The following is a 24265-nucleotide window of genomic DNA, read 5'->3' as shown; positions in this document are numbered from 1 at the left end:
CCCGACGGCGTACGACCTGACGCACGTACGGCCCGGCACACCGACGGCCTGACGCGCGTGTCGAGACCCGCATCCCTCCCGGGGTGCGTACCGCGCCCGGCCGGTGGCTCGCCTCCCCCGCGAAGCCGCCCGGCCGGGCGCTCCTCACCCTCGGGCGCCTGGACTGCGGGAGGCGTCCGGCGCGGCCGGGGGAGTGGGGGGAACCGTGGGGGCGTGGGGCAGTTGGGCCCTGAAGCGGATGAGCACGGCGCCGTCCACCGCGTGGTGCACCTGGACCCCGTCGATCGTCACCGGGTGGGCCGCGGCCCCGGCGAGCCGCCTGCACAGGTCCCTGGCCTCGTCGCGGGCCGGTTCCGGCACCGGCACCGGCTCCGCGCCGTCGCCGGGCAGCCCGTGGTCGTAGCCGTAGTCGGTGACCGCGACCGCGCAGTGCGCGCCGTCCACGCCCAGGGTGACGCGGTAGCGCCGGGCCAGGCTGTGGGCGACCAGGTAGGCGCACGCCAGTGAGGTGGCGTCGGTGATCAGGGCGCCGATCCCGCCGTACGGGCCGCCGAGCGTGTCGAGGGCGGCGCGGGTCATACGGGCCGCCAGTTCGTCGCTGCCGGGCAGGCGGCCGACGGAGAAGGTCCAGGACACGTCGAGCACCGGGCGGTCGGCTTCGCGTGGGGGGAGGTACGCGGATGCCGCGAGCTTGACCATGGGCAAACCAAGTCCTGGCGTCGTCGGGCCGTGCCTGAGCGGACGGGAGAGTACGGGTCTGAGCGTCGCGACCGGGGTCGCGGGCCGCGAAGTGCCCCACACCCTAGAACACCGAACTCCCGCGCACCAGAGGGAATATGACGGTTGGTTACACGTTCTCTACGCAATGCGACGTCACCGGCCGCGGCATGGGCGGCGTCACCGGCCCGGGCCCCCGCGCAGCTCCGCCGCGTCCACCGTGCTGTCGAGCAGGCCCTGCGCCAGGTCGGACAGCCGGATGCGGCGCGTCCTGGCGTGGCTGCGCAGCGCGGTGAAGGCGGCGTCCACGCTCACCTGCCAGCGCTCGGCGAGCAGCCCCTTGGCCTGCTCGACCAGGACCCGGCTCTCCAGCGCGGACTGGAGCTGGTCGGCGAGCTGTTCGCGCTGCCGTCTGACCCGGCGCTGGAGCACCCCGATGGTGGTGACGTCGGCGAGCGCCTGGGCCAGCTCGGCGTAGCCGTCGGGGAGCGGGCCGGGCGCCGTACGGAACAGCGTCAGGGCGCCGATGGTCTCCTCGCGCCAGCGCATGGGGACGGCGAGGACGGCGCCGTAGCCCGCGGCCAGCGCGGCCCCGGTGAAATCGGGCCACCGGCCCGCCGCCGCGCCCAGCACGTCGGCGCGCACCGGCGCGCCCGCGCGGTGGCACTCCCGGCCGGGGCCCTCGGCGGCGACCAGCGCCCGTACGGCCTCATCCGTGACCGCGACCACCTCAAGCTCCGCGCTCCCGCGCGATTCCGCCACCAGCAGCAGCCCGGCCGCCGCCGCCCCGAGCACCCCGACACACCGCCCGACCAGCACGTCCCCGACCGCGCCGCCCCCGTCGAGCGTGTCGGCCACGGCCACGAAGGCCGCCCCGAGCGCGGCGGCGTACGGCTCGGGCGCCGGGGAGTCGGCGGGAGCGCCGGGCCGGACACCGGAAGGGCCGCTCGTGGCGGGACCGTTCGAGGCGGGACCGTTCGAGTCGGGGCCGTTCGAGGCGGGGCCGCTCGTGGCGGGACCCTTCGTGGGAGGGCCGGAAGGATCACCTGGCGCGCTGTGGCTCATTCTCGCTGCTCCCCGTTCGTGCCCGGCCCCCGTTGCCGGACTCGCAGCCGAGTATCCGCCGTCGGGTCGGCGCGGCGCCTCCGCCGTAGGTCGGAGACGGCGGAGCAGCGCGGGGCCCGCGGGGCGAGCGGGAACGCGGAGTCCGTCATACCTTGGCAATCGGTGGGCTCCTCCCGAGCACCGAGAGCCGAGTACCGAGCACCCGGAGCCGCCGACCCGAGAACCGCCGCGAGCCCAGCGCCCACGACCGAGAACCGGAAGCCACCACGTCCCACGGTCCGCCCGAGGAGGTCCGGATGCCCGTGCCCGATCCGAAGGGCGAGGCACTGCGCCCTGTGCCGCCCGCGAGCGCCGCGCCCGACCGGGTGGAGGAGTCGCGGGCCACCGGCACACCGCAGGGCCTCAAGGCCGCGCTGACCGAGCTGCTGGGCGCGGACAAGGTCCTCACTGGCGTCTCCGACCTCGTGCGCTACGCCTCCGACGCCAGCCCGTACCGCTTCGTGCCGCAGGCCGTCGTCCTGCCCGAGAGCGCGCAGGACGTCGTCAGGCTGCTGGCCTACGCCCGCCGCGAGCGCCGCCACCTGGTCTTCAGAGCCGCGGGCACCAGCCTGAACGGCCAGGCGCAGGGCGAGGACATCCTGGTGGACGTGCGCCGCCACTTCAGCGGCGTCGAGGTCGAGGCCGACGGCGCGCGGGCCCGTATCCTGCCCGGCACCGTACTCGCGCGGGCCAACGCCACCCTGGCCCGGCACGGCCGGGTGCTCGGCCCCGACCCGGCCAGCGCCGTCGCGTGCACGGTCGGCGGAGTCGTCGCCAACAACGCGTCCGGGATGGCCGCGGGCACCAGCCGCACCTCGTACCGCACCGTCACCTCGATGACCGTCGTCCTGCCGTCGGGCACCCTCGTGGACACCGGCGACCCCGACGCCGACGCGGCGCTGGCCGCCGCCGAGCCCGAGCTGTGCCAGGGCCTGCTCGACCTGCGGGACGAGATCGAGGCCGACGAGGAGCTGACCGCCAGGATTCGCGCGAAGCACGCGATCAAGAACACCAACGGCTACCGGCTCGACGCCTTCCTCGACGCCGAGACGCCCGCGCAGATCCTGCGCGGTCTGATGGTCGGCTCGCAGGGCACCCTCGGCTTCGTCGCCGAGGCCGTCTTCGAGACGCTGCCGATACGCGCGGCGGCCACCGCCGCCCTGCTGTTCTTCCCGACGCTGCCCGCCGCCGCCGCGGCCGTGCCGCTGTTCAACCAGGCGGGGGCCGAGGCCGTCGAGCTGATGGACGGCAACACCCTGCGGGCCGCCGTGGGCGTGCCCGAGGTGCCCGGGGAGTGGGCCGTGCTGCCGCGCGAGACGACCGCGCTGCTCGTGGAGTTCCGGGCCGCCGACGACACGGAGCTGGCCGCGTACGAGCGGGCCGCCGTCCGGGTCTGCGACGACCTCGGCCTGGTCACGCCCGTACCGTCCGCGGACAACGCCTTCACCCGCGACCCGGCGCGGATCGCCGGCCTGTGGCGTATCCGCAACGCCTTCGTCGCGGCCGTCGGGAGCGCCCGCCCGTCGGGCACCACACTGATCACCGAGGACTTCGCCGTACCGCCGGAGCTGCTCGCCGACGCCTGCGCCGAGCTGCTGGAACTCCAGGAGCGGCACGGCTTCGACGCGGCCGTCGCGGGCCACGCCGCGCACGGCAATCTGCACTTCCTGCTGACCTTCGACGCGGCCGACCCCGCCGACGTGGAGCGGTACGCCGCCTTCATGGACGACTTCTGCCACACCGTCGTCGAGCGCTTCGACGGCTCGCTGAAGGCCGAGCACGGCACCGGCCGCAACATCGCGCCCTTCCTCGAACTGGAGTGGGGCGCGAAGGCCACCGCCCTGATGTGGCGGGTCAAGCGGCTGCTCGACCCGGACGGCGTCCTCGCCCCCGGCGTCGTCCTCGACCTGGACCCGCGCGGCCACCTGCGCGGCCTCAAGACGATTCCGGCCATCGAGGCCGTCGCCGACGCCTGCATCGAGTGCGGCTTCTGCGAGCCCACCTGCCCCAGCCGCGACCTGACCACCACTCCCAGGCAGCGGATCGTGCTGCGCCGCGAGATGCTCCGCCAGCCGCCCGGCTCCCCGGTCCTCCAGGCGCTCCTGGACGCGTACGGATACGACGCCGTCGACACCTGCGCGGGCGACTCCACCTGCGCGCTGGCCTGCCCGGTCGGCATCGACACCGGCGCGATGATGCGGGACTTCCGGCACGCAGGGCACTCCCGTACCGAGGAGCGGGTCGCCGCCTCCGTCGCCACCCACTGGAAGGCCGCGGAACGCGCCGCCCGCGCCGCGGTGGCCGCCGCCGACGCGGTACGCGACCGGGTCGGCGACCGCCCGCTGACCGCGGGCACCGGCCTGGCCCGCAGAGCCGTACGCCCGGACCTGATACCCGAATGGCTCCCCGAGATCCCCGGCGCCGCCCCCCGGCTGCCCCGCACCGAGAAGGACGGCGCTACCGCCGTGTACTACCCGGCGTGCGTCAACCGCGTCTTCGGCGTCCCGGCCACCCGGTACGGGTCGCTGCCGCAGGCCGTCGTCAGCGTCTCCGCGCGGGCCGGCCGCCCGGTGTGGATCCCGGACGACGTCACGGGCACCTGCTGCGCCACCATCTGGCACTCCAAGGGCTACCTGGCGGGCAACGCGGTGATGGCCAACCGGATCGTGGAGGCGGCCTGGCTGTGGACCGGCGGCGGACGGCTGCCGATCGTGGTCGACGCCAGCTCCTGCACGCTCGGCCTGGCCCGCGACGTCGTGCCGTACCTCTCCGACGCCAACCGTGAGCTGCACGGCGAGCTGACCGTCATCGACTCCGTCGTCTGGGCCGCCGAGCACCTGCTGCCGCGGCTGACGGTCACCGACACCGTCGCGTCCGCCGTCCTGCACCCGACCTGCTCGATGCGGCACCTCGGCGACACCGGCGCGCTGGAGACCGTCGCGCGGGCCTGCGCCCGCGAGGTCGTCGTGCCCGACGACGCGGGCTGCTGCGCCTTCGCGGGCGACCGCGGGATGCTGCACGAGGAGCTGACCGAGGCCGCGACGCGCCCCGAGGCCGAGGAGGTCGCGGCGCGCGGCTACGACGCGTATCTGTCGGCGAACCGGATGTGCGAGCTGGGCATGGAACACGCCACGGGCGAGGCGTACGAGTCGGTGCTGATCGCGCTGGACCGTGCGACACGCGGCCTGCCGGTCACCCACGCGGCGCCCGCGCCGGACGCCCGGGACACGACGACAGCGGTCACACCGGATTGAGCGGCGGGTCCTGCGGGTGGGCCGGCAGGGGCCGTTGCTGGGGCGCGAGCAGCAGCAGGACCACGTCGTCGGTGAGCGAGCCGCCCGCGTGCTCCAGCAGATCGCTGTAGACGCGCTCCACGGCGTCGTCCAGGTCGTACGAGGCACCGGCGACCAGGCGGCCGACCCGCTCGGCCAGCGGGTAGAAGGAGTTGTCCCGCGGGCTGCGCGCCTCGATCACCCCGTCGGTGCACAGCACCAGCACGTCGCCCGGCATGAGCGGCACCCGCCATGGGGTGGGCCCCTCGGCCACCATGTCGGCCAGGCCCAGCGGCAGCCATGGCTCGTTCGGGTACAGCGTCTCCACCTCGCCGTCCCGCGAGACCCGCAGCGGCGGCACGTGGCCGTAGTGCAGCAGTTCCACGCTGTCCGGCTTGTCGAACTGCGCGAACAGCGCCGTGATGAAGTCCCCGCCGGTCACATGCCGGCCGACGCTGATGTCCACCCGGCGCGCCACCCGGTCGAGTCCGCCCTCGTCGAACGCGGCCTCGCGGAAGGCGCCGAGCACCACCGCCGAGGTCTGCACCGCGCCCAGGCCCTTGCCGCGCACGTCGCCGATCAGCGCCCGCACGCCGTACGGGGTGTCGAGCACCGCGTACAGGTCGCCGCCGATCTGCGCCGCGTCGGCCGCCGACACGTACCGCACGGCTAGTTGGATACCGCCCACGCGCGGGGCGGGCGGGCGCATCAGGGCGTGCTGGGCGGCCTCGGCGACGGAGGTGATGGCGCTGAACGCCTTCGCGCCGGTCTCGCGGCGCCAGGCGATGTAGATGCTGAAGAGGGTCACCGAGCCGTACGCGAAGACCTGGCCGAAGAACACGTCGTGATCGGGGATCTCGGCGATGCCGTCGTAGGGCGCGAGCGCCGCCTGGACGATCAGGCCCAGCACGCCGATGAACAGGGTCCGCCGCCAGTTGACGGTGATCGCGGCCAGCGGCGGCGCGGCCACGATGCCCGGCGTGATGAAGTGGTCCCGGCCCGCCGCGAGATCGGCGATCACGACCAGCGCGATGACCAGCAGGGGGAGCGACATACCCATACGTGACAGGTATTCGTCCTCCACATGCTGTAGCGCCCTGACCACGCGGACATTCTTCACACGGTGAACCTATCTGGCCTTTCCGGCCGGGTCAGCCGCTCGTCCAACTCGTCAAGGACCAGCCGGTCGCCGTCCACCTGGCCCGTGCGGTACGCCGCGCGGCCCACGATATGAGCCGCGACCGGCACAGTCATCAGCTGAAACGTGCCAATCAGTACCAGCGTTCCCAGATCCACCCAGGAACGCAACCGCAGGGCGACCCCGAGCAGCACCAACAACAGCCCGAGCACCTGCGGCTTGGTCGCCGCGTGCATACGGGTGAGGGTGTCGGGCAGCTTCAGCAGCCCGACCCCGGCCACGAAGCTCAGCCCCGCGCCGAGCAGCAGGCACACCGCCGCGGCCCAGTCGCCCACCGCGGTCCAGCTCATCCGCCCGTCTCCTCACCGTCAGCGGCCGTGCCCTCCCGGCCGTCATCCCTTTTCGGCCGCTCGGTCCACTCGGTCCGCTCAGGCCGCTCAGGCCGCTCGGCCCCCTCGGGCTCCACCGGCTCCACCGGCCGCCCCGGCCCTTCTGGCTCCCCTGACCCCGCCGGCTCCTGCCCGCCCGGCCGCTCCGGTGGCTCCGCGCCGCGCACCGCGATGAAGCGGGCGCTGGCCACCGAGCCGGTGAAGCCGAGGAAGGCCAGGACCAGCAGCACCGGCAGGGTGTACGGGGTGCGCGCCTCCGCGGCCCGCGCGCCGAGTCCGGCCACCACGACCGCCAGCAGCGCGTCCACCGCCACCGCCCGGTCCAGCATCGAGGGGCCGCGCGCCAGCCGGACGAAGACCATCACGCCGGAGGCGACCAGCAGCGCGAGCACCACCCCCGTCACCCAGTTCACGGCGCACCCGCACCCGGCTCGGGGGCCGTCAGGTCCGCGATCTCCGCGCGGGTGCCGAACGCCCGTACCACCAGCTGCTCCAGGCGTCTGACCTCGGCGCGGGCCTGGTCCGTGCCCGCGCTGTCGGAGCCCATGACGTGGACGAAGAGCGTGCCGGTGGAGCGCTGGATCTCCAGTACGGCGCTGCCCGGCACCGCGCAGACCGCCACGGCCGTCGCGGTCAGCATCAAGTCGCTGCGGGAGCGCAGCGGTACGGCGAGCACCGCGCAGGGCAGCGGCGACGGGGTGAGGATCTGCCAGACCGTACGCAGCCCGGCCACCGTCAGATCGGCCAGGAAGTAGGCGGCGAAGCGGACCAGGCCCACCGGGTGCAGCCGCAGTTCGAGTTCGAGCGGCGGGAGGGGGAAGGCCAGGCAGAGCACGACGCCGACGGCCAGGCCGGTCAGCACATTGCCCGCGGTGACCTTTCCCCACAGCAGCACCCAGACCACGGCCAGCCAGAGCACCAGCGGCCACTGGATTCTCCGCAGGGTACGCACCCGCCGAATGCTCGCAGACCGGACACGTGTGACGCGCCTACGACACGGGTGTCACGTTCCGGCCGTTGTGTTGCGCCGGGTGAACGTTCTGCGACAGCAGTGAGTACAGGGGTGGCTGGGACGGTTGGGGCTCCTTAGGGTCGCCGTGTACCTGCCACTCGGCCGCCGCCACCCGCCTCGCGGCGGCGGCCACTTGGCACCTGCCGCTTGTCGTTCACCGTGCTGGAGGACCCCTGTGCGTAAGAGAGTCATCGCGTCCACTGCCGCCGCCCTCGGCCTGCTGCTGGCGATCCCGGCGGCCGCTGCCGACACGGGGCCGGGCGCGCCCGGTATCGGCGACCCGTACTACCCGACCTACGGGAACGGCGGCTACGACGTCTCCCACTACGACCTGAACCTCGACTACCAGCCCAGCACCGACCTGCTGTCGGGCACGGCCGTCATCACGGCGACCGCCACCCAGGGACTGACCAGCTTCGACCTGGACTTCGCGCTGACCGTCAGCCGGGTCACCGTCGACGGGAAGCCCGCCGCCTTCGCCACCAGCGGCGAACAGGAACTGGTCATCACCCCCGCCAGGCCGATCGCCAAGGGCCACCGGATCACCGTCGCCGTCACGTACTCGGGCGTCCCCTCCACCGTGAAGCGCTACGGCTTCACGTCGTGGCAGCGCACCCCGGACGGCGCAGTCGCCGCCAACGAACCCGAGTCCGCGTGGTGGTGGTTCCCCAGCAACGACCACCCGGCCGACAAGGCCACCTACGACGTGCGCGTCAAGGTCCCCGACGGCGACCAGGCGATCAGCAACGGGCTGCTGGTCTCGCGGAAGTCCGAGGACGGCCGGACCAGCTACCACTGGCGCGAGACCAAGCCGCAGGCCACATACCTCACCACGCTGGCCGTCGGCCACTTCGACATCACGCACAGCCGCACCCGCACCGGCGTCCCGGTCATCAACGCGTACAGCGCCGACCTCCCCGCGGCCACCGCCGCCAACGCCCGCGCCAGCGTGGAGCGGACCGCCGAGATCGTCGACTTCCTCAGCGGCTGGTTCGGCCCCTACCCCTTCGACGCGGCCGGCGGCTACGTGCCCAACGTGACCTCGCACTTCGCGCTCGAAGCGCAGACCCGCGTCTTCTACAGCCCCAGCTCCTTCGCCACCAAGGCCAACACCAACGTCGTCTCGCACGAACTGGCCCACCAGTGGTGGGGCGACGACGTGTCGCTGGAACGCTGGTCCGACATCTGGCTCAACGAGGGCTTCGCCAGCTACGCCCAGTTCCTGTGGGCCGAGCACGAGGGCACCGGCACCCCGCAGCAGCTCGCCCGGGACATCTACGACGCGCACCCCGCCGACGACCCGTTCTGGACGGTCAAGCCGGGCGACCCCGGCCCCGACAACCAGTTCGACGACGCCGTCTACGACCGCGGCGCCGTCGCCATCCAGGCGCTCCGCGACACCATCGGCGACCGCGACTTCCGCACCCTGCTCAAGGCGTGGCCCGCCCTGCACCGCTACGGCAACGCCACCATCGCCGACTTCCAGCGGCTCGCGGAGCGGATCTCCGGGCAGCGCCTCGGCACCTTCTTCCAGACCTGGCTCTACACCGCCGCCAAGCCCGCGGTCTTCCCCTCGGCGCCGTGAGGCACCATTGACCGGTGGACACGCCGACGGGTGAGACGAGTGAGCTGCGGGCCGACTGCGGCGACTGCTTCGGGCTGTGCTGCGTGGCCCTCGCCTTCACCCGCTCCGCGGACTTCGCCGCGGACAAGGCCGCCGGGGAGCCCTGCGGGCACCTCGGCGGCGACCACCGCTGCGGCATCCACCGCGAACTGCGGGGCCGCGGCTACCGGGGCTGCACCGTCTACGACTGCTTCGGCGCGGGCCAGAAGCTCTCCCGGATCACCTTCGGCGGGCAGGACTGGCGCGACGCCGCCGACGGGGGGCGGTCGATGTTCGCGCTGCTGCCGGTCGTCCGGCAGCTCCACGAACTCCTCCGCTACCTCGGCGAGACACTGGCGCTGCCTTCCGCCGGGCCCGTGCACGCCGCCGCCGAGGCGGCCGTCGCCCGGATCTCCGGGCTCACCCTCGGCACCCCCGAGGCCCTGCTCGCCCTCGACGTCGCCGCCGAGCGCGCGCCCGTCAACGAGATCCTGCTCCGCGCCAGCGCCCTGGCCCGCGCCGGCACCCCCGGCCGCGACCGGCGCGGCGCCGACCTCATCGGCCGCGGGTTCCGCGGGGCGGACCTGCGCGGCACCGACTTCCGCGGGGCCTATCTGATCGCCGCCGACCTGCGGCGGGCCGACCTGCGCCTCGCCGATCTCATCGGTGCCGATCTCCGCGACGCCGATCTGCGCGGGGCGGATCTGCGCGGGGCCCTCTTCCTCACCCCGCCCCAACTCACCGCCGCCCGCGGCGACTCCACCACCGTCCTTTCGCCAGGTGGCCCGCCCCGCCCCTCCCATTGGACCTGACGCCCGGGGCAGGACGCGCCCCGTCGGGGGCATGGGGAACCGCGCGCTCAACTACCGCGTTCCCGCGGGTCACCACCCGCCCCGGCGGGCAGTCCGGTTGTCTCCGGACCACCGGCCGGTGGGGACCGTCAGTGGCGGAGGACCGCCGAGACGTACGGGGTTCGGGACAGGAGCTCGCTCGCGGAGCGATCGGCGAGGCCGGTGAGGGGCCCGGCCAGGACGGTGAACGACAGACCGAGCGCGACCATGGCGCAGGTGGCGAGAAGCATCGGCGCGGGGAGGGCCGCCGTGGTGGTGATGGGCCGCCCGCTGAGGGACGCGGCGTGGGCGGCCCCGGCGGGCAGCGGCACGGCGGTCGCCCCGGAGTCCTCCCCGGGCGACGGGGGCGACGGGGGCGCGGGTGCCGGCCCCGAGCCGCCCTCCTCCGCGTCGGCGGAGTCCTCGTCGGATTCCAGGACGGTGCCGTCCTCGCACAGATCGGGCGGGGCGGCACGCCAAAAGGCCAAGTTCCAGACCTTGGCCAACGCGTACAGCGTCAGCAGGCTGGTGACGATGCCGCCCGCGACCAGGACGTACGCCCAGCCGCCCCCGTTGGCGATGCCGGCGCGCAGCAGGCCGAGTTTGCCGAGGAAACCGGACAGCGGCGGAATACCGGCGAGGTTCATGGCGGGGACGAAGAAGACGACGGCGAGCAGCGGCGAGATCCGGGCCAGGCCGCCCAGCCGCAGCAGATCCGTCGTGCCGCCGCGCCGTTCGATCAGCCCCGCGACGAGGAAGAGCGTGGTCTGCACGGTGATGTGGTGGGCCACGTAGAAGACGGAGCCCGCGATGCCGCCGCGTGAGGCGAGCGCGATACCGAAGACCATGTACCCGATGTGGCTGACCAGCGTGAAGGACAGCAGCCGCTTGAGGTCGGTCTGGGCGACCGCGCCCAGGATGCCGATCACCATCGACAGCAGGGCGACCAGCATCAGCGGGTCGGCGAGCCGCCCGCCGGGGAACAGCAGCGTCTGGGTCCGCAGTATCGAGTAGACGCCGACCTTGGTGAGCAGACCGGCGAAGACGGCGGTGACCGGCGCGGGCGCGGTCGGGTACGAGTCCGGCAGCCACGCCGCCAGCGGGAAGACGGCGGCCTTGATGCCGAAGACGGTCAGCAGCGCCAGTTGCAGCAGCAGCCGTACGCCGGAGGGCAGTTCGGCCAGCCGCCCGGCGAGCAGCGCCAGATTCACCGTCCCGGCCGCCGCGTAGACCATCCCGATCGCGACGAGGAACAGCACCGACGACAGCAGCGACACCACCACGTACGTGGCGCCCGCCCGCATGCGGGCCGCCGTACCGCCGAGCGTCAACAGCACATAGCTGCTGGTCAGCATGATCTCGAAGCCGACATAGAGGTTGAACAGGTCGCCCGCGAGGAAGGTGTCGCAGACCCCGGCGACCAGGATCAGATACGCCGGGTGGAAGACGGACAGCGGTGTCGCCGCGTCCTGGTCGGCCATGCCCTGGCCGATCGAGTAGATCAGCACGCACAGCGTGACCGCGGCCGACACCACCAGCATCAGCCCGGACAGCCGGTCGGCGACCAGCGTGATGCCGACCGACGCGGGCCAGGTGCCGGTGTGCATGACCTGCGGCCCGTCCCGGTCGGCGGCCACCAGCAGGGCGAGCGACGCGCCGAGCACCGCGCACAGCACGCCCGCGCTGATGAACCGCTGCGTACGCGGCAGCCGTTGGCCGATCGCCAGCTTCACCCCGGCCGCGAGCAGCGGCAGCGCCACCGGCAGCGGCAGCAGGTCGGACGCGGTCACCGGTCGGCCCCCAGTACGTGGTCCCAGACCTCGTCGTCGAGGTCCTCGGTCTCCTCCGCGCGGGCCTGCCGCACCCGGTCCGCCCGCAGCACGGCCCGCAACTCCGCCCGCGTGCCCTCGTGTTCGGCGCGCAGCGCGATCCGGATGTCCTCGACGTCGTCCTGCACGTCGTCGTTCCCCGACAACTGCCAGCTCCGGTACGCCATCGCCAGCAGGAACGCCGTCAGCGCCAGCGTGATGACGATCGCGGTGAGCGCCATCGCCTGCGGCAGCGGGTCGGTGACGTCCTTCGGGTCGGTGCCCGGATACAGCAGCGGCGGCTTCCCCGCCTTGCCCGACGTGGCGAGCACCAGCAGATTCGCCCCGTTGCCGAGCAGCACCGCGCCCAGCAGGATCCGGGTCAGCGGTCTGGACATCAGCAGCGCGGTGCCGCAGCCGAACAGCACACCGCCCACCGCGATGAGCGCGATCGTCGCCTTCACGTGACCTCCCTCTCCCCGCGGCCGTCCCGTTCGATCTGGAGGTCGATCTCGGCGCCCAGGCCGCGCAGCACGTCCAGGACGACGCCGAGCACCAGCAGGTACACCCCGAAGTCGAAGAGCACCGGGCTCGCCAGATGGACCGAACCGAACAGCGGCAGCCGCGCGTGGTACGTGCCCGCGTCGAGCACCGCGCGCCCGAACACCAGCCCGCCCAGGCCCGTACCGACCGACACGACCAGGCCCGCGCCCAGCAGGAAACCGGCGTCCACCGGGGCCGCGGCGGCCAACTCGTACCGCCCGCCCGCCAGATAGCGCACCACCAGCGCCAGGCCCGCCACGAGCCCGGCCGTGAAGCCGCCGCCGGGCAGATTCTCCGCGTTGAACAGCAGGTAGAGGGAGAGCACCAGGATCGGGTGGAAGGTCAGCCGGGCCACCACCTCGAAGACCACCGAGCGGCGCTCCCGCGCGAGGGTGCCGCTCGCCGACAGCCAGGTCCGCTCGGGGGCCAGTGACGCCGGGCCCGGCGCCTCGCGCGGCCCCGCCCGCCATACGGTGCCCGGCTCCTCGCCGTCCGCTGCCCGTGGCAGCGAGCCCGCGCGGCGGCGCAGGAACAGCAGACTCGTCACGCCGACCGCGGCGACCGCCAGCACCGCGGACTCGCCCATCGTGTCCCAGGCGCGCAGATCCACCAGGATCGTCGCCACCACGTTCTTCACGCCGTCGTGCTCGGTCGCCTCGATCAGCGCGGCGCGGGCGTCGCTCGCCCGGCGGGCCGCCGCCGTCAGATACGTCAGGCCCGCGACGAGGGCGCCCGCGGCGGCGCCCACCGCGTAGTTCGCCGCGCGGCGGCGCGGGGCGGTGCGCGGGAAGCGCGCCGGTAGGCGGCGCAGCACCAGCACGAACACCACGATGCTGGCCGTCTCCACGGTGAACTGCGTCAGGGCCAGGTCGGGGGCGCCCTGGAGCACGAACAGCACCGCCGTGCCGTAGCCCGTGGTGCCCGCCAGCACCACCGCCTTCATCCGCAGCCGGGCCGTCACGCACAGCACCGCCGCCGCCATCACCGCGACCGCCACGGCGGCCTGCGCCGCGTCGTCCGCCAGGCGGGGGCCGCCGCCGGGGGTGTGCCAGGGGGCGTCGTGGACCAGGGCGTACGACTCGGTGCCGGTGAACACGAGGAGGGCGGTGGTCAAGTAGACCGCGAGGGAGCCGCGTTGCACCGTGCCGGTGAGCTGGAGGGCGAACCATTCGGTGCCGCGGATCATGCGGGCGAAGGCCGCTTCGGCGGTGGGGAGGGCCGTTTTCCGGGCGAGCCGGATCAGGGGGGTGTTCGCCGCGAAGAGGGCTGCGCCCAGGGCCCAGGCGACCAGGGACAGGGCCAGGGGGGTGCCCCAGCCGTGCCACAGCGCCAGGTGGTACGGCGTGGCGCCGTCCGCTTCCGGTACGGAGTGGGCGTACTGCCCGAGCAGCGGTTCGAGGCGGGTGACGTAGGGGCCGAGGACCGTCCCGGCGAGTGCCAGCGTTCCTACGGGCACCGCCTTTTCCCAGCCCTTCAGGTGTGCGCTTGCCGTGTGTGCGCCTGCCGTGCGTGGGCGGGTCGGTCCCGGGCCGGGGTACCTCCTCGAGCTGCGTGCTGCCTGCTCCCGCGCATCCGTCGCCGCCCTGTCGGCACGCAAATCTGCGGGGGCACCCCGGCCCGTCCCCTCCGGTACGTCGGCGGCTGCGGGGGGAGGGGCGGCAAGGGGCTCCGGTGCGTCGGCGGCTGCGGGGGGAGGGGCGGCAGGGGGCGCGCTCGCGCTTGACGGTGCCTCGCGGACCGCCTCGCTCGGTCCGAAGGCGCCCCACAGGAAGCGCAGGGTGTATGCGACGGTCAGGGCGGAGCCGAGGACGGACAGGGAGAGGGGGAGGGGGGTCAGGGCGTCGAAGGCGGCTTCTTTGGCGGGGAAGCCGAGGAAGGGGGGGAGGCCGGTCATGGAGGCGGCGGCGAGGGTGGCGGCGGCGCACAGGAGGGGGGAGGTGCGGGCCAGGCCCGACAGGCGGCGGATGTCGCGGGTGCCGGTGGTCTGGTCGACGGCGCCGACGACGAGGAAGAGGGCGGCCTTGAAGAGGGCGTGGGCGAACAGGAGGGTGACTCCGGCGAGAGCGGCGTTGTGGGAGCCGGTGCCGACCAGGGCGGTGAGGAAGCCGAGTTGGCTGACGGTGCCGTAGGCGAGGATCCGTTTGAGGTCGAATTCGCGCAGGGCGCGCCATCCGCCGAGGAGCATGGTGGCCAGGCCGAGGCCGACGGTGAGGGCGCGCCAGGGGCCGACGGGGGCGAAGGCGGGGGAGAGGCGGGCGACGAGATAGACACCGGCCTTCACCATGGCCGCCGCGTGCAGGTAGGCGCTGACGGGGGTGGGCGCGGCCATCGCGCCGGGCAGCCACAGGCTGAAGGGCCACACGGCGGACTTGGACAGGGCGCCCGCGAGGACCAGGACGAGGGCGACGCGTACGGCGGGACCGGTGGCGGGCGGGTGGGCGATCAGCGCGGACAGCCGGTAGGTGCCCGCGAGGTGGCCGAGCATCAGCAGCCCGACGAGCATGGCGAGGCCGCCCGCGGTGGTGACCACCAGGGCCTGGAGGGCGGAGCGCCGGTTGGCCTTCTTCTCGGCGCTGTGGCCGATCAGCAGGAAGGACAGGACGGTGGTCAGCTCCCAGAAGACGTACAGGAGCATCAGGTCGTCGGCCAGGACGAGGCCGAGCATGGCGCCCGCGAAGGCGGTCAGGGTGCCCGCGAAGCCGCCGAGTCCCGGCTCGTCGTCGCGGAAGTACCCGGCGCAGTAGACCAGGACGAGGGCGCCGACGCCGCCCGCGAGGACGGCGAGCAGCAGGCTCAGCGCGTCGAGGCGCAGCGCGATCTCCAGGTCGAGGGCGGGCGCCCAGTGCCAGGTCTGTTCGCGGACCCGGCCGTTGGCGACCGCGTTCCACTGGAGGGCCGCCCAGACGGCGGTCGCGGCGGGCGCGGCGGCGAGCACGAGGAAGGCCCGGCGGCCCCACCACCGCGTGAACACCCCCGCGAAACCCGCCAGCACGAAATGACCCACGATCAGCCCCAGCACGGGCCGACCTTCCTCCGCCCGCCCCGCCCCGTACGCCTGCCGCGCCCGCCGCCGCCCAGGACCACCCGTGCGGAGCACACCGGCGGGCACACGGAGAAGGCCCCCCGCTCGCGCGGAGGGCCTTCTGGGCAAGTGCGCCGCCAGGGACTCGAACCCCGGACCCGCTGATTAAGAGTCAGCTGCTCTAACCAACTGAGCTAGCGGCGCTTGCGGGGACCATCATACGTGGTCGGAGGGGGTGGTCTCGACCACCCCCTCCGACCATCCCCTCCGCCCGGTGGGTCAGCCGGTCACCTCAGGCCGAAGGCCCTGATGATCTCCTGGCTCACCGAGCCGCCCGCTCCGTCGGACGCGCTCGCCTTCAGCGACACGGAGCCGCCGGGGTCGCGCGGAGTCCGGATCAGCGTCGTCCAGTGGCCCTTGCGGTCCTTGATCAGCAGCGTCGGCAGCCAGGTCCTGCCGTCGTCGTAGGAGACCGACAGCTTCGCCGAGGCCGCCTTCGTCGCGCCGTCCAGCCACTCCTGCGTGGTGGACCCCAGACCGACCGGGATCAGCCGGCCGCCGGGCACATCGCCCGCGGTGTCGGTGGGCACGTCGTAGTCGAGCTGGAGCAGCTTGACGTCGTCCTGGCCGACGCCCTCGGGCAGCGGCCCCGAGACGAAGTTCCACTCGGTGTGCGTACGGATCGAGGTCCGCCACTCCTTGGCGTCCCGCGCCGAGTCGAGCACCAGCCGGTAGGGCAGCTTCTTCGCGGGCTGGTCCCAGATGCCGCCCGCCCGGCCGACTCCCTGGGCGACGAGGGTGTCGCCCTGGTAGGCGGCGTAGGTGGTGCGGCCGTCGTACTCGTCGGCGGGCATGTCGCCCGAGTGGCCCGCGCCGCCGTCCGTCCACGGCGTGATGTTGAACTGGATGTCGTTGTACGACGAGCGGTTCGGCCCCCAGAAGGCGGAGCCAAGGCGCGGCCGGAAGATCCCGCCGAACCAGGAGACCGCGTACGAACGGCCCGGTGTGAACGAGTCGTTGCCGCCGCGCTCCTCCAGGAGCTGGTTGCTGTAGTCCGCGTCGTAGACGGAGTGGTCCTCGTACCAGAATCCGGCGCCGTGCTCGGGCGAGACGTACTCGGTACGGGTGCCCGGGTAGGACTCCTGCTCGGCGAAACCGATGCCGTAGCCCCAGGCGGGGATGTCGTAGCGGAAGCCGGCGCCCGCGCGGGCGCGGTCGCCGTTGTAGGTGGCGGTGACCTTGGCCAGGTCGCGCCCGGGGTCGGGGGTGTAGGCCAGGGAGCGGTCAGGGATGGTGCCGTCGTGCTGGTCGAGCAGGTCGTAGACGACCCGGGTGTACTCGCGCTGTTCGACGCTCAGCGAGAGCTTGCCGCCCTTGGCGTCGGCGACGAGCTTCGCGCCCGCGCCCTGCTGGACGGAGACTACGGTCAGCGGCGTGTCCTGGTAGCCGTTGTCGGGGTCGGCGTAGGACTCCAGCAGCCTGCCGCGGCCGTCGTTGACGACGATCAGCAGCTTCGCGCCCGCGGCGGTCGCCGCCGCGGCCCGCTGGACCGGCGTGACGGCGTCGGAGCGCTCGACCACCACGACCTTGCCCCTGGCGTCCAGACCCCGGTAGCCGGCCGCGCCGCCCTGCCCGGCGTAGACCGCGCGGAGCGTGCCCTTGCCGTCGGTGACGGTGGCGCCGGGCTGCGGGGTGGTGTCCAGGTCCTGCCCGCGCCCGGTGACGGCGACCTGCCGCTCGCCGAGCCGCCAGCGGGTCAGGAAGTCGAAGGTGCCGTTGCCGACCTTGGCCGTCGGCGACGCGTACAGCGTGTCGTACGTCAGCGGCAGGACCGCCGCGTCACGGACGACCTCGCCGTCGGCGAAGGTGCGGGCGATGTCCACGTGGAGCTGCCGCGTCTGGGTCCGCTGACCCGGCACGGCCGCGCTGACCTTGCGCGCCTTGCTCGCGTCGAGCGTGACGGTGGTGTCCTTGCTGAGCACCGTCTCCGGGTTGATCAGCACGGCCAGGCCCAGCGAGTCCGGCGCGTCGCCTGCCACGTCGATCTCCGCGTACGCCATGTACGTGCCGGGCGCCAGCCGCAGCGTGCGCTCGCCGTCGACCGCGACCGGCGACGGGTTGGGGTTGCCCTCCTGCGCCAGCACGACGGTGCCCGCGGCGGGCTTTCCGTCCCGGCCGCGCAGCTTGACCGTGTAGTCGTACAGCTCCTGTTCCTTCTCCAGCGCGAAGCCGGTGTGCGCGACGACGTGTCCGGTCGCCGCGTCGGTGGCCAGCACCTGGCCGGAGAAGGTGGTGGCCGACGGCACCCCGGCCGGGTCGAGCGTCAGCGTGACGTCCGCGCTGCCGCCCGCGGCGACGGTGACGGACGGCGCCGACAGCGTGTACGCCGGGTCCTTGGTGTCCGTCGCCAGATCCAGCGTGACCGGGGCCTTGCCGCTGTTGCGGTACGTGATCACGCGGGTGGCCGGGGCCGCGCCGTCGTGCGGCCAGGAGTAGACGGCCGTGTCGACCGAACCGGTGGCCTGGACCGGGGAGTCGACCGCGGCCAGTACGTCGACCCGGCCGGTGCCCTGCTCGAACGGCGTGTAGTCGGCGAGCACCTTGGACGTGCTCATCAGCGCGTCCTTGAGCCGCGCCGCGGTCCAGTCGGGGTGCCGCTGCTTGAGGATCGCGGCGGCGCCCGCCACGTGCGGGGTGGCCATCGACGTACCGGACATCGTCTGGTAGCCGCCGCCGGGCATCGCCGCCGTGATGTCGACGCCGGGCGCCGACAGGTCCGGCTTGAGACCGTAACCGCCGCTCAGCGGGCCCATGCTGGAGAAGTCGGCGCGCTGGTCGGACTTGTCGACGGCGGCCACGGTCAGCGCGTCGCGCGCCGAGCCGGGGGCGCCGATGGTGCCCGCGCCGTAGGAGTTGCCCGCGGCGATCACGTACAGCGGACCGCCGTTCGCCGACAGGGAGTTGACGGCCTGGGCCATCGGGTCGGTGCCGTCGTCGGGTATCGGGGAGCCGAGGCTCATGCTCACCACATCGGCGCCCTGGGCCTTGGCCCACTCCATGCCCGCGATGATCCAGGAGTCCTGGCCCTCGCCCTCGTTCGAGAGCACCTTGCCGACCAGCAGCTTCGCGCCCGGCGCGACGCCCTTGTAACTGCCGTCGGAGGCCGCGCCACTGCCCGCGATGGTGGAGGCGACGTGCGTGCCGTGGCCGTTGCCGTCGGTGACGGTTTGGCCGGGCACGAAGCTCTGCTCGGTGGCGATCCGGTCCTTCAGGTCGGGGTGGGTGTCGTCCACGCCGGTGTCCAGGACGGCGACCTTCTCGCCCGCGCCGTCGTAGCCCTCGGCCCACGCCTGCGGCGCGTTGATCTGCGGCACCGAGTCCTTGAGGTCGGCCGTCACCCGGCCGTCGAGCCACAGCTTGTCGATGCCGGTGGCGCCATTGAGCGAACGGGCGTCGCCCGCCGGGCCCGCCAGGCCGGTCCAGAAGGCGCGGGACCGCTTCTTGTCGGCCTTCAGGGCCGCGCCGCCGATGCTCGGCAGCGTCCGTACGGTGCTCGCGCCGGCCGGAGCCGCGGGCTGTGACCGTGCCGTGCGGGCGGCGTCGGTCCAGGTGGCGATCAGCGGCAGTCCGGCGCTGTGCGCGTCGTCGTAGCCCATCGCGGCCAGGGCGGACACGTCGAACAGCCGCCGGTCCAGCTTCCCCGCGGCCAGCAGCGGCTCCGCCTCGTCGGGAATGACGTACGTGTCACCGCCGTACTGCTGGATCCGTACGATCCCCCGCGCTCCGGGCGCGCGGTCGACGGTGACGGTGTCCTGCTTGCCGGGGCCGTCGGCGATGTGCACGACATCGCCGGTGAGCAGGGTGACGGTGGTCGAGGTGGCGGAGGGGGTGGAGTTGGCTGACGAGGGCGCGGACCGCGGGGCCGCCGCGGGGGTCGCCGCGGCGGCGGGGCCCGTGGGCAGCAGGAGTGCGGTACCGAGGGCGAGCACGGTGGTGCCCGCCGGTACGGTGATCCGGCGTCGAGTCGAAGTCATGCACATGATCTACCGGCCGTACGCCCGCCACCGCACGGATCGGCGGTGGCGCGATTCCGCCTGGCGGCAATCCGCCGCCGCTTTGAGCCCGGCCCCGACCATCGGGTACGATCTCCCACGTCAGCAGGCGCCGCTAGCTCAGTTGGTTAGAGCAGCTGACTCTTAATCAGCGGGTCCGGGGTTCGAGTCCCTGGCGGCGCACATGCCCACGAAGGCCCTCCGTACACGCGGGGGGCCTTTGTCGTACCGAACCTTTGTCGTACCGAACGCTCGCCGTGCCGGGTCTTCGCCGTGCCGGGCTTTCGTCGTGCCGAGCCTGTGCCGTGGCGGATCAGATGCTGAAGGAGAGCAGGACCGGGGCCGCGCGGGTGTGGAGGGTGTCCACGGCGGGCTTGAGGCGGTGGGCCTGGGCGTACGGCATCGACAGCGCGAGGCAGGCGACCGTCTTGCCGATGGTGACCGGGATCGCGGCGCAGACGGTGCCGACCGCGTATTCCTGGAGGTCGAGGGTGGGCACCGAGGTCGGCTGGCGTTCGAGCTTGGTCAGCAGGACGCGGTCGTCCACGACGGTGCGCGAGGTCAGCCGGGCCGGGCGGTGCCGCGAGAGGTGTTCCATCCGGCCGTCGTGGTCGAGCTGCGAGAGCAGGCACTTGCCGACCGCGCTGGCGTGGGCGGAGGAGCGGAAGTCCACCCACTCGTTGACCTTCGGCGCGTTGGGGCCGTCGGCGAAGTCGATGACGTGCACCTCGCCGTCGTCGTACCGGCTGAAGTACACGGCCGCGCCCACCTCGTCGCGCAGTTCGGCCAGGACCGTCTGGAGCTTCTCCGCGAGGGCGTGGTCGCGGTTGGCGGCGCCGAGGAGCACCATGGACTCGCCGATGACATATCCGCCGCCGGGCAGAAATCCGAGATAACGCTCGCGGCGCAGCATTGCCAGCAGATGGGAGAGATAGTCCAGCGGCACACCGATTTCGCGAGCCAACTGTTCGGCGGTGACGCCGTGCCGATGGGTGTCGACGGATTCGAGCACGCGCAGCGCGTACTGGACCGCGTACACCGGCTCGATCTGTCGGTGTTCAAGCGCCACGGTAGCCCCCTGCAGGTATGACCGTTTGCGTCCTGGCTGTCGCCGCCGGTCACGGACGGGTATCCGAGACGACCGGACCCGGCGGCTGGGCCGGTCTCCACGATAGCCCCAATCCCGTTTCAGGTAGAGGCGGTTGGCCGGTTATCCGGGGCTCTTCAAGCGTATATGCAGGACGGGGCCACCCTGGCATATGCCGAAGTCATTACCCGAAAAGGAAACGGCGGGGGAACCGTACAATCCGCGCCCGGGAATAACCGGACGCGGGCTCCGGTTGTCGGTCGGGCAGGGGTGGGGCAGACATGGGCACGGAGACGATCGAGGAGGCGCCCGCCGTGGGTGACGAACGACAGGGCGAACAGCAGGGCGAACGAACGGACGGGCGGTCCGCTACGGACGGCCGGTCCCGTACGGACGGCCGGGACGGCGACACCGGTACGCTCCGCGGCCGGGGCATCCGCGGCCCGGTCCGCGGCACCGCCCCCGTACCGCTGTCCGTACTGGATCTGGCCACCGTCGGCAGCGGCTTCACCGCCACCGACGCGCTGCGCACCAGCGTCGAGATCGCCAGGACCGCGGAGACCCGCGGCTACCACCGGATGTGGGTGGCCGAGCACCACTCGATGCCGGGCGTCGCCAGCTCCTCGCCCGCGGTGATCCTCGCCCACCTCGCCGCCCACACCCGCACGCTGCGGCTCGGCTCCGGCGGGGTGATGCTGCCCAACCACGCGCCGCTGGTGATCGCCGAGCAGTTCGGCACCCTGGAGGCGCTGGCCCCCGGCCGGATCGACCTCGGTCTCGGCCGCGCGCCCGGCACCGACGGCGCGACGGCCGCCGCGCTGCGCCGCACCGACCGGCTGCACGAGGGTGCGGACGAATTCCCGCAGCAGCTCGCGGAGTTGACCCGGTTCCTGGACGACGACTTCCCCGACGGGCACCGCTACGCGCGCATTCACGCCATTCCCGGCCCGGTGCAGGGCACGGCGCCCGGCGGCGTCCAGTCGGCGGGCCGCCCGAGCGTGTGGCTGCTGGGCTCCTCCGGCTTCAGCGCGCGACTGGCGGGCACGCTCGGCCTGCCGTTCTCCTTCGCGCACCACTTCTCGGCCGCCAACACCGTTCCCGCGCTGGCCCTTTACCGCGAGTCCTTCCGGCCCTCGGAGATCCTGGACCGCCCCTACGCCTCGATCGGCGTCGCCGCGCTGGCCGCCGACGACCCGGCCGAGGCGCGCCGCCAGGTGCTCTCCGGCGCGCTGAGCATGCTGCGGCTGCGTACCGGACGCCCCGGCCTGGTGCCGACGCCCCAGGAGGCCGAGGCGTACGAATTCAGCCCGGCGGAACGGGACTTCGTGGACTCGTGGCTGGCGAACATCATCCACGGCGACCCGGACACGGTGCGTACCGGACTCGACCAGCTCGTGGACCGCACCGGCGCCGACGAGTTGGTGATCACCGCCAACGCGCACACGCCGTCGGTCCGGCTGCGTTCCTACGACCTCATCGCGGACGCGTACGGCTTCCCGAAGGACATCGCGACGGCCTCCGCCGAGGCCCCGTCGGGTGTCTCCTCCGAGGTCGCCGCCGGTTAAAGACTCATTTCCGGCCGGTGCGTGGTCCAACGTCGCGCGACGGCCCCTGACCAGCCTTAAGTCAGCGTTAAAGCCGCTTGTCACCCGGTTGACGAGCGGCTTTGCCGTTGTCGCGGAACGCTACCGGCCGGTCGCCTTCCGCAGGATTGGTCTAGTCCAAGTCTGGTTCAGACCATTGACGTGCACTTGACGAGGGGTTATCCATTCACCAGCCCCCTGTTGTTCCTCCCTCTCCCCCCGGAGGTACTCGTGCAGTCCAGGAAGAGAGCGATCGTGGCAGCCGTCACGACCGCCGCCCTCACCGCCGGAGCGCTCACCGCGCTCGTCGCCGGAGTGGGCACAGCCCAGGCGGACACCACCGCCGCCGCCAAGCCCGCGGCCGCCGCCGCGAGCAGCGGCGGCGTGAAGATCGCCTATTACGACCAGTGGAGCGTGTACGGCAACGCCTACTACCCGAAGAACCTCGACACGTCGGGGGTGGCGGGCAAACTCGACATCCTCAACTACTCGTTCGAGAACATCGACCCCTCGAACCTGACCTGTTTCGAGGCCACCAAGGCGTCGGACTCCACGAACGAGTCCAACCCCAACGCCGGTGACGGCGCGGGCGACTCCTTCGCCGACTACCAGAAGTCGTTCGGCGCGGACATCAGCGTGGACGGTGTCGCCGACACCTGGAACCAGCCGATCGTCGGCAACTTCAACCAGCTCAAGAAGCTGAAGGCGAAGCACCCCAACCTGAAGATCGTCGCCTCGATCGGCGGCTGGACCTACTCCAAGTACTTCTCCGACGTGGCGGCCACGGACGCCAGCCGGAAGAAGTTCGTCAGCTCCTGCATCGACATGTTCATCAAGGGCAATCTGCCCGTGCAGGGCGGCTACGGCGGCCCCGGCAGCGGTGCCGGGATCTTCGACGGCTTCGACATCGACTGGGAGTACCCCGGCTCGCCCAACGGCCACGTGGGCAACCACTACAGCCCCAACGACAAGGCCAACTTCACCGCGCTGCTCGCGGAGTTCCGCACCGAGCTGAACGCGTACGGCACGGCCAACGGCAACAAGAAGATGCTGCTGACCGCCGCGCTCCCGGCCGGCCAGGACAAGATCGCGCAGATCGAGACCAACAAGGTCGGGCAGTACCTCGACTACGCGAACATCATGACGTACGACATGCACGGAGCCTGGGACGCGACCGGTCCGACCAACCTCCAGGACCCGCTGTACCAGTCGCCGACCGACCCGTCCACGGCGATCCCGCCGGGCACCGAGAAGTACAGCACCGATCACGCCATCAACGCGTGGATCAACGGTAATTCGGCCTACGGCATCGCGGGCGGCTTCCCGTCCACGAAGATCACCATGGGCTACCCGCTGTACTACCGCGGCTGGACCGGCGTACCCGCGGGCAGCAACCACGGCCTGTACCAGTCCGCTTCGGGCCCCGCCCCGGCGCGCGGCATCAGCCAGGTCGCGGGCACCGCGTACTACAAGGAGCTCACCGGGCTCGTGGACAACGCCTCCACGACGTTCTACGACCCGAGCACCCAGGCCAACTGGTTCTACAACGGGACCGAGTTCTGGACCGGCCTCGGCGCCCAGGCGATCCAGGCCAAGGCGGACTACGCGCACTGCCACAACCTGGCCGGCTCGATGATGTACTCGCTGCTCGACCTCGATCCCGCTGCCACCCTCTTCAACAAGATCGTGACGGCGACCAACGGGTCCGCGTCCGGCTGCGGCACGACCACCACGCCGCCGACCACCCCGCCGACCACGCCTCCCACCACCCCGCCGACGACGCCCCCCACGACGCCGCCGACGACCCCGCCCACCACGCCTCCGACCACCCCGCCGGGCGGCACCTGCACCCTGCCGTCCTGGTCCGCCTCCGCGGTCTACGTCGGTGGCAACCAGGTCTCCTGGAAGGGCCACAAGTGGAACGCCAAGTGGTGGACCACCAATGAGGAGCCCGGTACGACCGGGGAATGGGGCGTGTGGCAGGACCTCGGGGCCTGCTGACGCGGCTCACCTCCTGACCGCATGACCCGGGGCCCGCGTCCTTTCTCCCCCCAAGGACGCGGGCCCCTTCCGCGTGCCGCCGTCCCGCGGCGCGTACCGCCCCG

General features: G+C 72.8%; 16 protein-coding genes and 2 tRNA genes. 6 read left to right on the top strand and 12 right to left on the bottom strand.

Annotated features, from left to right (window positions below):
• Window positions 1-144 precede the first annotated feature (144 nt).
• Both ACIOC1_RS28815 and ACIOC1_RS28810 read right to left on the bottom strand, forming a co-directional pair.
• Complete coding sequence (locus ACIOC1_RS28815) at window positions 145-699, bottom strand: hypothetical protein (protein WP_401856856.1); 555 nt, start codon at window positions 697-699, stop codon at window positions 145-147.
• Window positions 700-897: 198 nt separating this feature from the next.
• Window positions 898-1782, bottom strand: a complete 885-nt coding sequence (locus ACIOC1_RS28810) for an ANTAR domain-containing protein (RefSeq protein WP_401856854.1) — start codon at window positions 1780-1782, stop codon at window positions 898-900.
• Between the two features lie 296 nt (window positions 1783-2078).
• Here ACIOC1_RS28810 and ACIOC1_RS28805 point away from each other — a divergent pair, with 296 nt between their 5' ends.
• Window positions 2079-5075, top strand: a complete 2997-nt coding sequence (locus ACIOC1_RS28805) for an FAD-linked oxidase C-terminal domain-containing protein (protein ID WP_391163937.1) — start codon at window positions 2079-2081, stop codon at window positions 5073-5075.
• Here the strand turns inward: ACIOC1_RS28805 and ACIOC1_RS28800 are convergent.
• Genes ACIOC1_RS28800 through ACIOC1_RS28785 form a run of 4 tightly spaced genes read right to left on the bottom strand, consistent with a single transcriptional unit; the run spans window position 5062 to window position 7572 of the window.
• The gene (locus ACIOC1_RS28800) at window positions 5062-6213 is read right to left on the bottom strand and encodes a PP2C family protein-serine/threonine phosphatase (RefSeq protein WP_355343183.1); all 1152 of its coding nucleotides are present in this window, start codon (window positions 6211-6213) and stop codon (window positions 5062-5064) included. The genes ACIOC1_RS28805 and ACIOC1_RS28800 overlap by 14 nt on opposite strands.
• Window positions 6210-6581, bottom strand: a complete 372-nt coding sequence (mnhG, locus tag ACIOC1_RS28795; protein ID WP_355343185.1) for a monovalent cation/H(+) antiporter subunit G — start codon at window positions 6579-6581, stop codon at window positions 6210-6212. Before mnhG ends, ACIOC1_RS28800 begins: the two co-directional genes overlap by 4 nt.
• Complete coding sequence (locus tag ACIOC1_RS28790; protein ID WP_401856851.1) at window positions 6578-7033, bottom strand: monovalent cation/H+ antiporter complex subunit F; 456 nt, start codon at window positions 7031-7033, stop codon at window positions 6578-6580. Before ACIOC1_RS28790 ends, mnhG begins: the two co-directional genes overlap by 4 nt.
• Window positions 7030-7572, bottom strand: a complete 543-nt coding sequence (locus tag ACIOC1_RS28785; protein ID WP_401856849.1) for a Na+/H+ antiporter subunit E — start codon at window positions 7570-7572, stop codon at window positions 7030-7032. The genes ACIOC1_RS28790 and ACIOC1_RS28785 overlap by 4 nt, the downstream gene beginning before the upstream one ends.
• 235 nt (window positions 7573-7807) lie before the next feature.
• Here ACIOC1_RS28785 and ACIOC1_RS28780 point away from each other — a divergent pair, with 235 nt between their 5' ends.
• A complete protein-coding gene (locus ACIOC1_RS28780; protein ID WP_401304875.1) occupies window positions 7808-9217 on the top strand; it encodes a M1 family metallopeptidase in 1410 nt (469 codons plus the stop codon).
• Between the two features lie 14 nt (window positions 9218-9231).
• A complete protein-coding gene (locus ACIOC1_RS28775; protein ID WP_401856847.1) occupies window positions 9232-10047 on the top strand; it encodes a pentapeptide repeat-containing protein in 816 nt (271 codons plus the stop codon).
• 128 nt (window positions 10048-10175) lie between these two features.
• Here ACIOC1_RS28775 and ACIOC1_RS28770 read toward each other — a convergent pair whose 3' ends face one another.
• From ACIOC1_RS28770 to ACIOC1_RS28750, 5 genes are all read right to left on the bottom strand, one after another.
• Window positions 10176-11855, bottom strand: a complete 1680-nt coding sequence (locus ACIOC1_RS28770; RefSeq protein WP_391163933.1) for a Na+/H+ antiporter subunit D — start codon at window positions 11853-11855, stop codon at window positions 10176-10178.
• Window positions 11852-12337 (bottom strand): Na(+)/H(+) antiporter subunit C, encoded by a 486-nt coding sequence (locus tag ACIOC1_RS28765; RefSeq protein ID WP_355343203.1) that lies wholly within the window; start codon window positions 12335-12337, stop codon window positions 11852-11854. Before ACIOC1_RS28765 ends, ACIOC1_RS28770 begins: the two co-directional genes overlap by 4 nt.
• Window positions 12334-15435: a Na+/H+ antiporter subunit A gene (locus ACIOC1_RS28760; protein WP_401856845.1), complete on the bottom strand. Its 3102-nt coding sequence runs from the start codon at window positions 15433-15435 to the stop codon at window positions 12334-12336. The genes ACIOC1_RS28765 and ACIOC1_RS28760 overlap by 4 nt, the downstream gene beginning before the upstream one ends.
• A 133-nt stretch (window positions 15436-15568) precedes the next feature.
• A tRNA-Lys gene (locus ACIOC1_RS28755) sits at window positions 15569-15642 on the bottom strand.
• An 83-nt stretch (window positions 15643-15725) separates the two neighbouring features.
• Window positions 15726-19472, bottom strand: a complete 3747-nt coding sequence (locus tag ACIOC1_RS28750; protein ID WP_401856843.1) for a S8 family peptidase — start codon at window positions 19470-19472, stop codon at window positions 15726-15728.
• 127 nt (window positions 19473-19599) lie between these two features.
• Between ACIOC1_RS28750 and ACIOC1_RS28745 the strand changes: the two genes are divergently transcribed.
• Window positions 19600-19673, top strand: a tRNA-Lys gene (locus ACIOC1_RS28745).
• Between the two features lie 130 nt (window positions 19674-19803).
• Here ACIOC1_RS28745 and ACIOC1_RS28740 read toward each other — a convergent pair.
• On the bottom strand, window positions 19804-20559 hold the full coding sequence (locus ACIOC1_RS28740; RefSeq protein ID WP_355343212.1) for an IclR family transcriptional regulator C-terminal domain-containing protein: 756 nt from the start codon (window positions 20557-20559) through the stop codon (window positions 19804-19806).
• A 299-nt stretch (window positions 20560-20858) separates the two neighbouring features.
• On the opposite strand from ACIOC1_RS28740, the gene ACIOC1_RS28735 reads away from it, so the two are divergent.
• Complete coding sequence (locus tag ACIOC1_RS28735) at window positions 20859-22142, top strand: LLM class flavin-dependent oxidoreductase (RefSeq protein ID WP_401856841.1); 1284 nt, start codon at window positions 20859-20861, stop codon at window positions 22140-22142.
• A gap of 270 nt (window positions 22143-22412) precedes the next feature.
• Window positions 22413-24161 carry a glycosyl hydrolase family 18 protein gene (locus ACIOC1_RS28730; RefSeq protein WP_355343298.1) on the top strand — a complete coding sequence of 583 codons (1749 nt, stop codon included), beginning with the start codon at window positions 22413-22415 and terminating at the stop codon, window positions 24159-24161.
• Window positions 24162-24265: the final 104 nt, after the last annotated feature.

It is taken from the genome of Streptomyces sp. NPDC088197 (genome assembly GCF_044741185.1).
In the GTDB taxonomy this organism is placed as follows: domain Bacteria; phylum Actinomycetota; class Actinomycetes; order Streptomycetales; family Streptomycetaceae; genus Actinacidiphila.
Note: the sequence above shows the minus strand (reverse complement) of the source record. Positions and strands in the feature narration are given on the sequence as shown.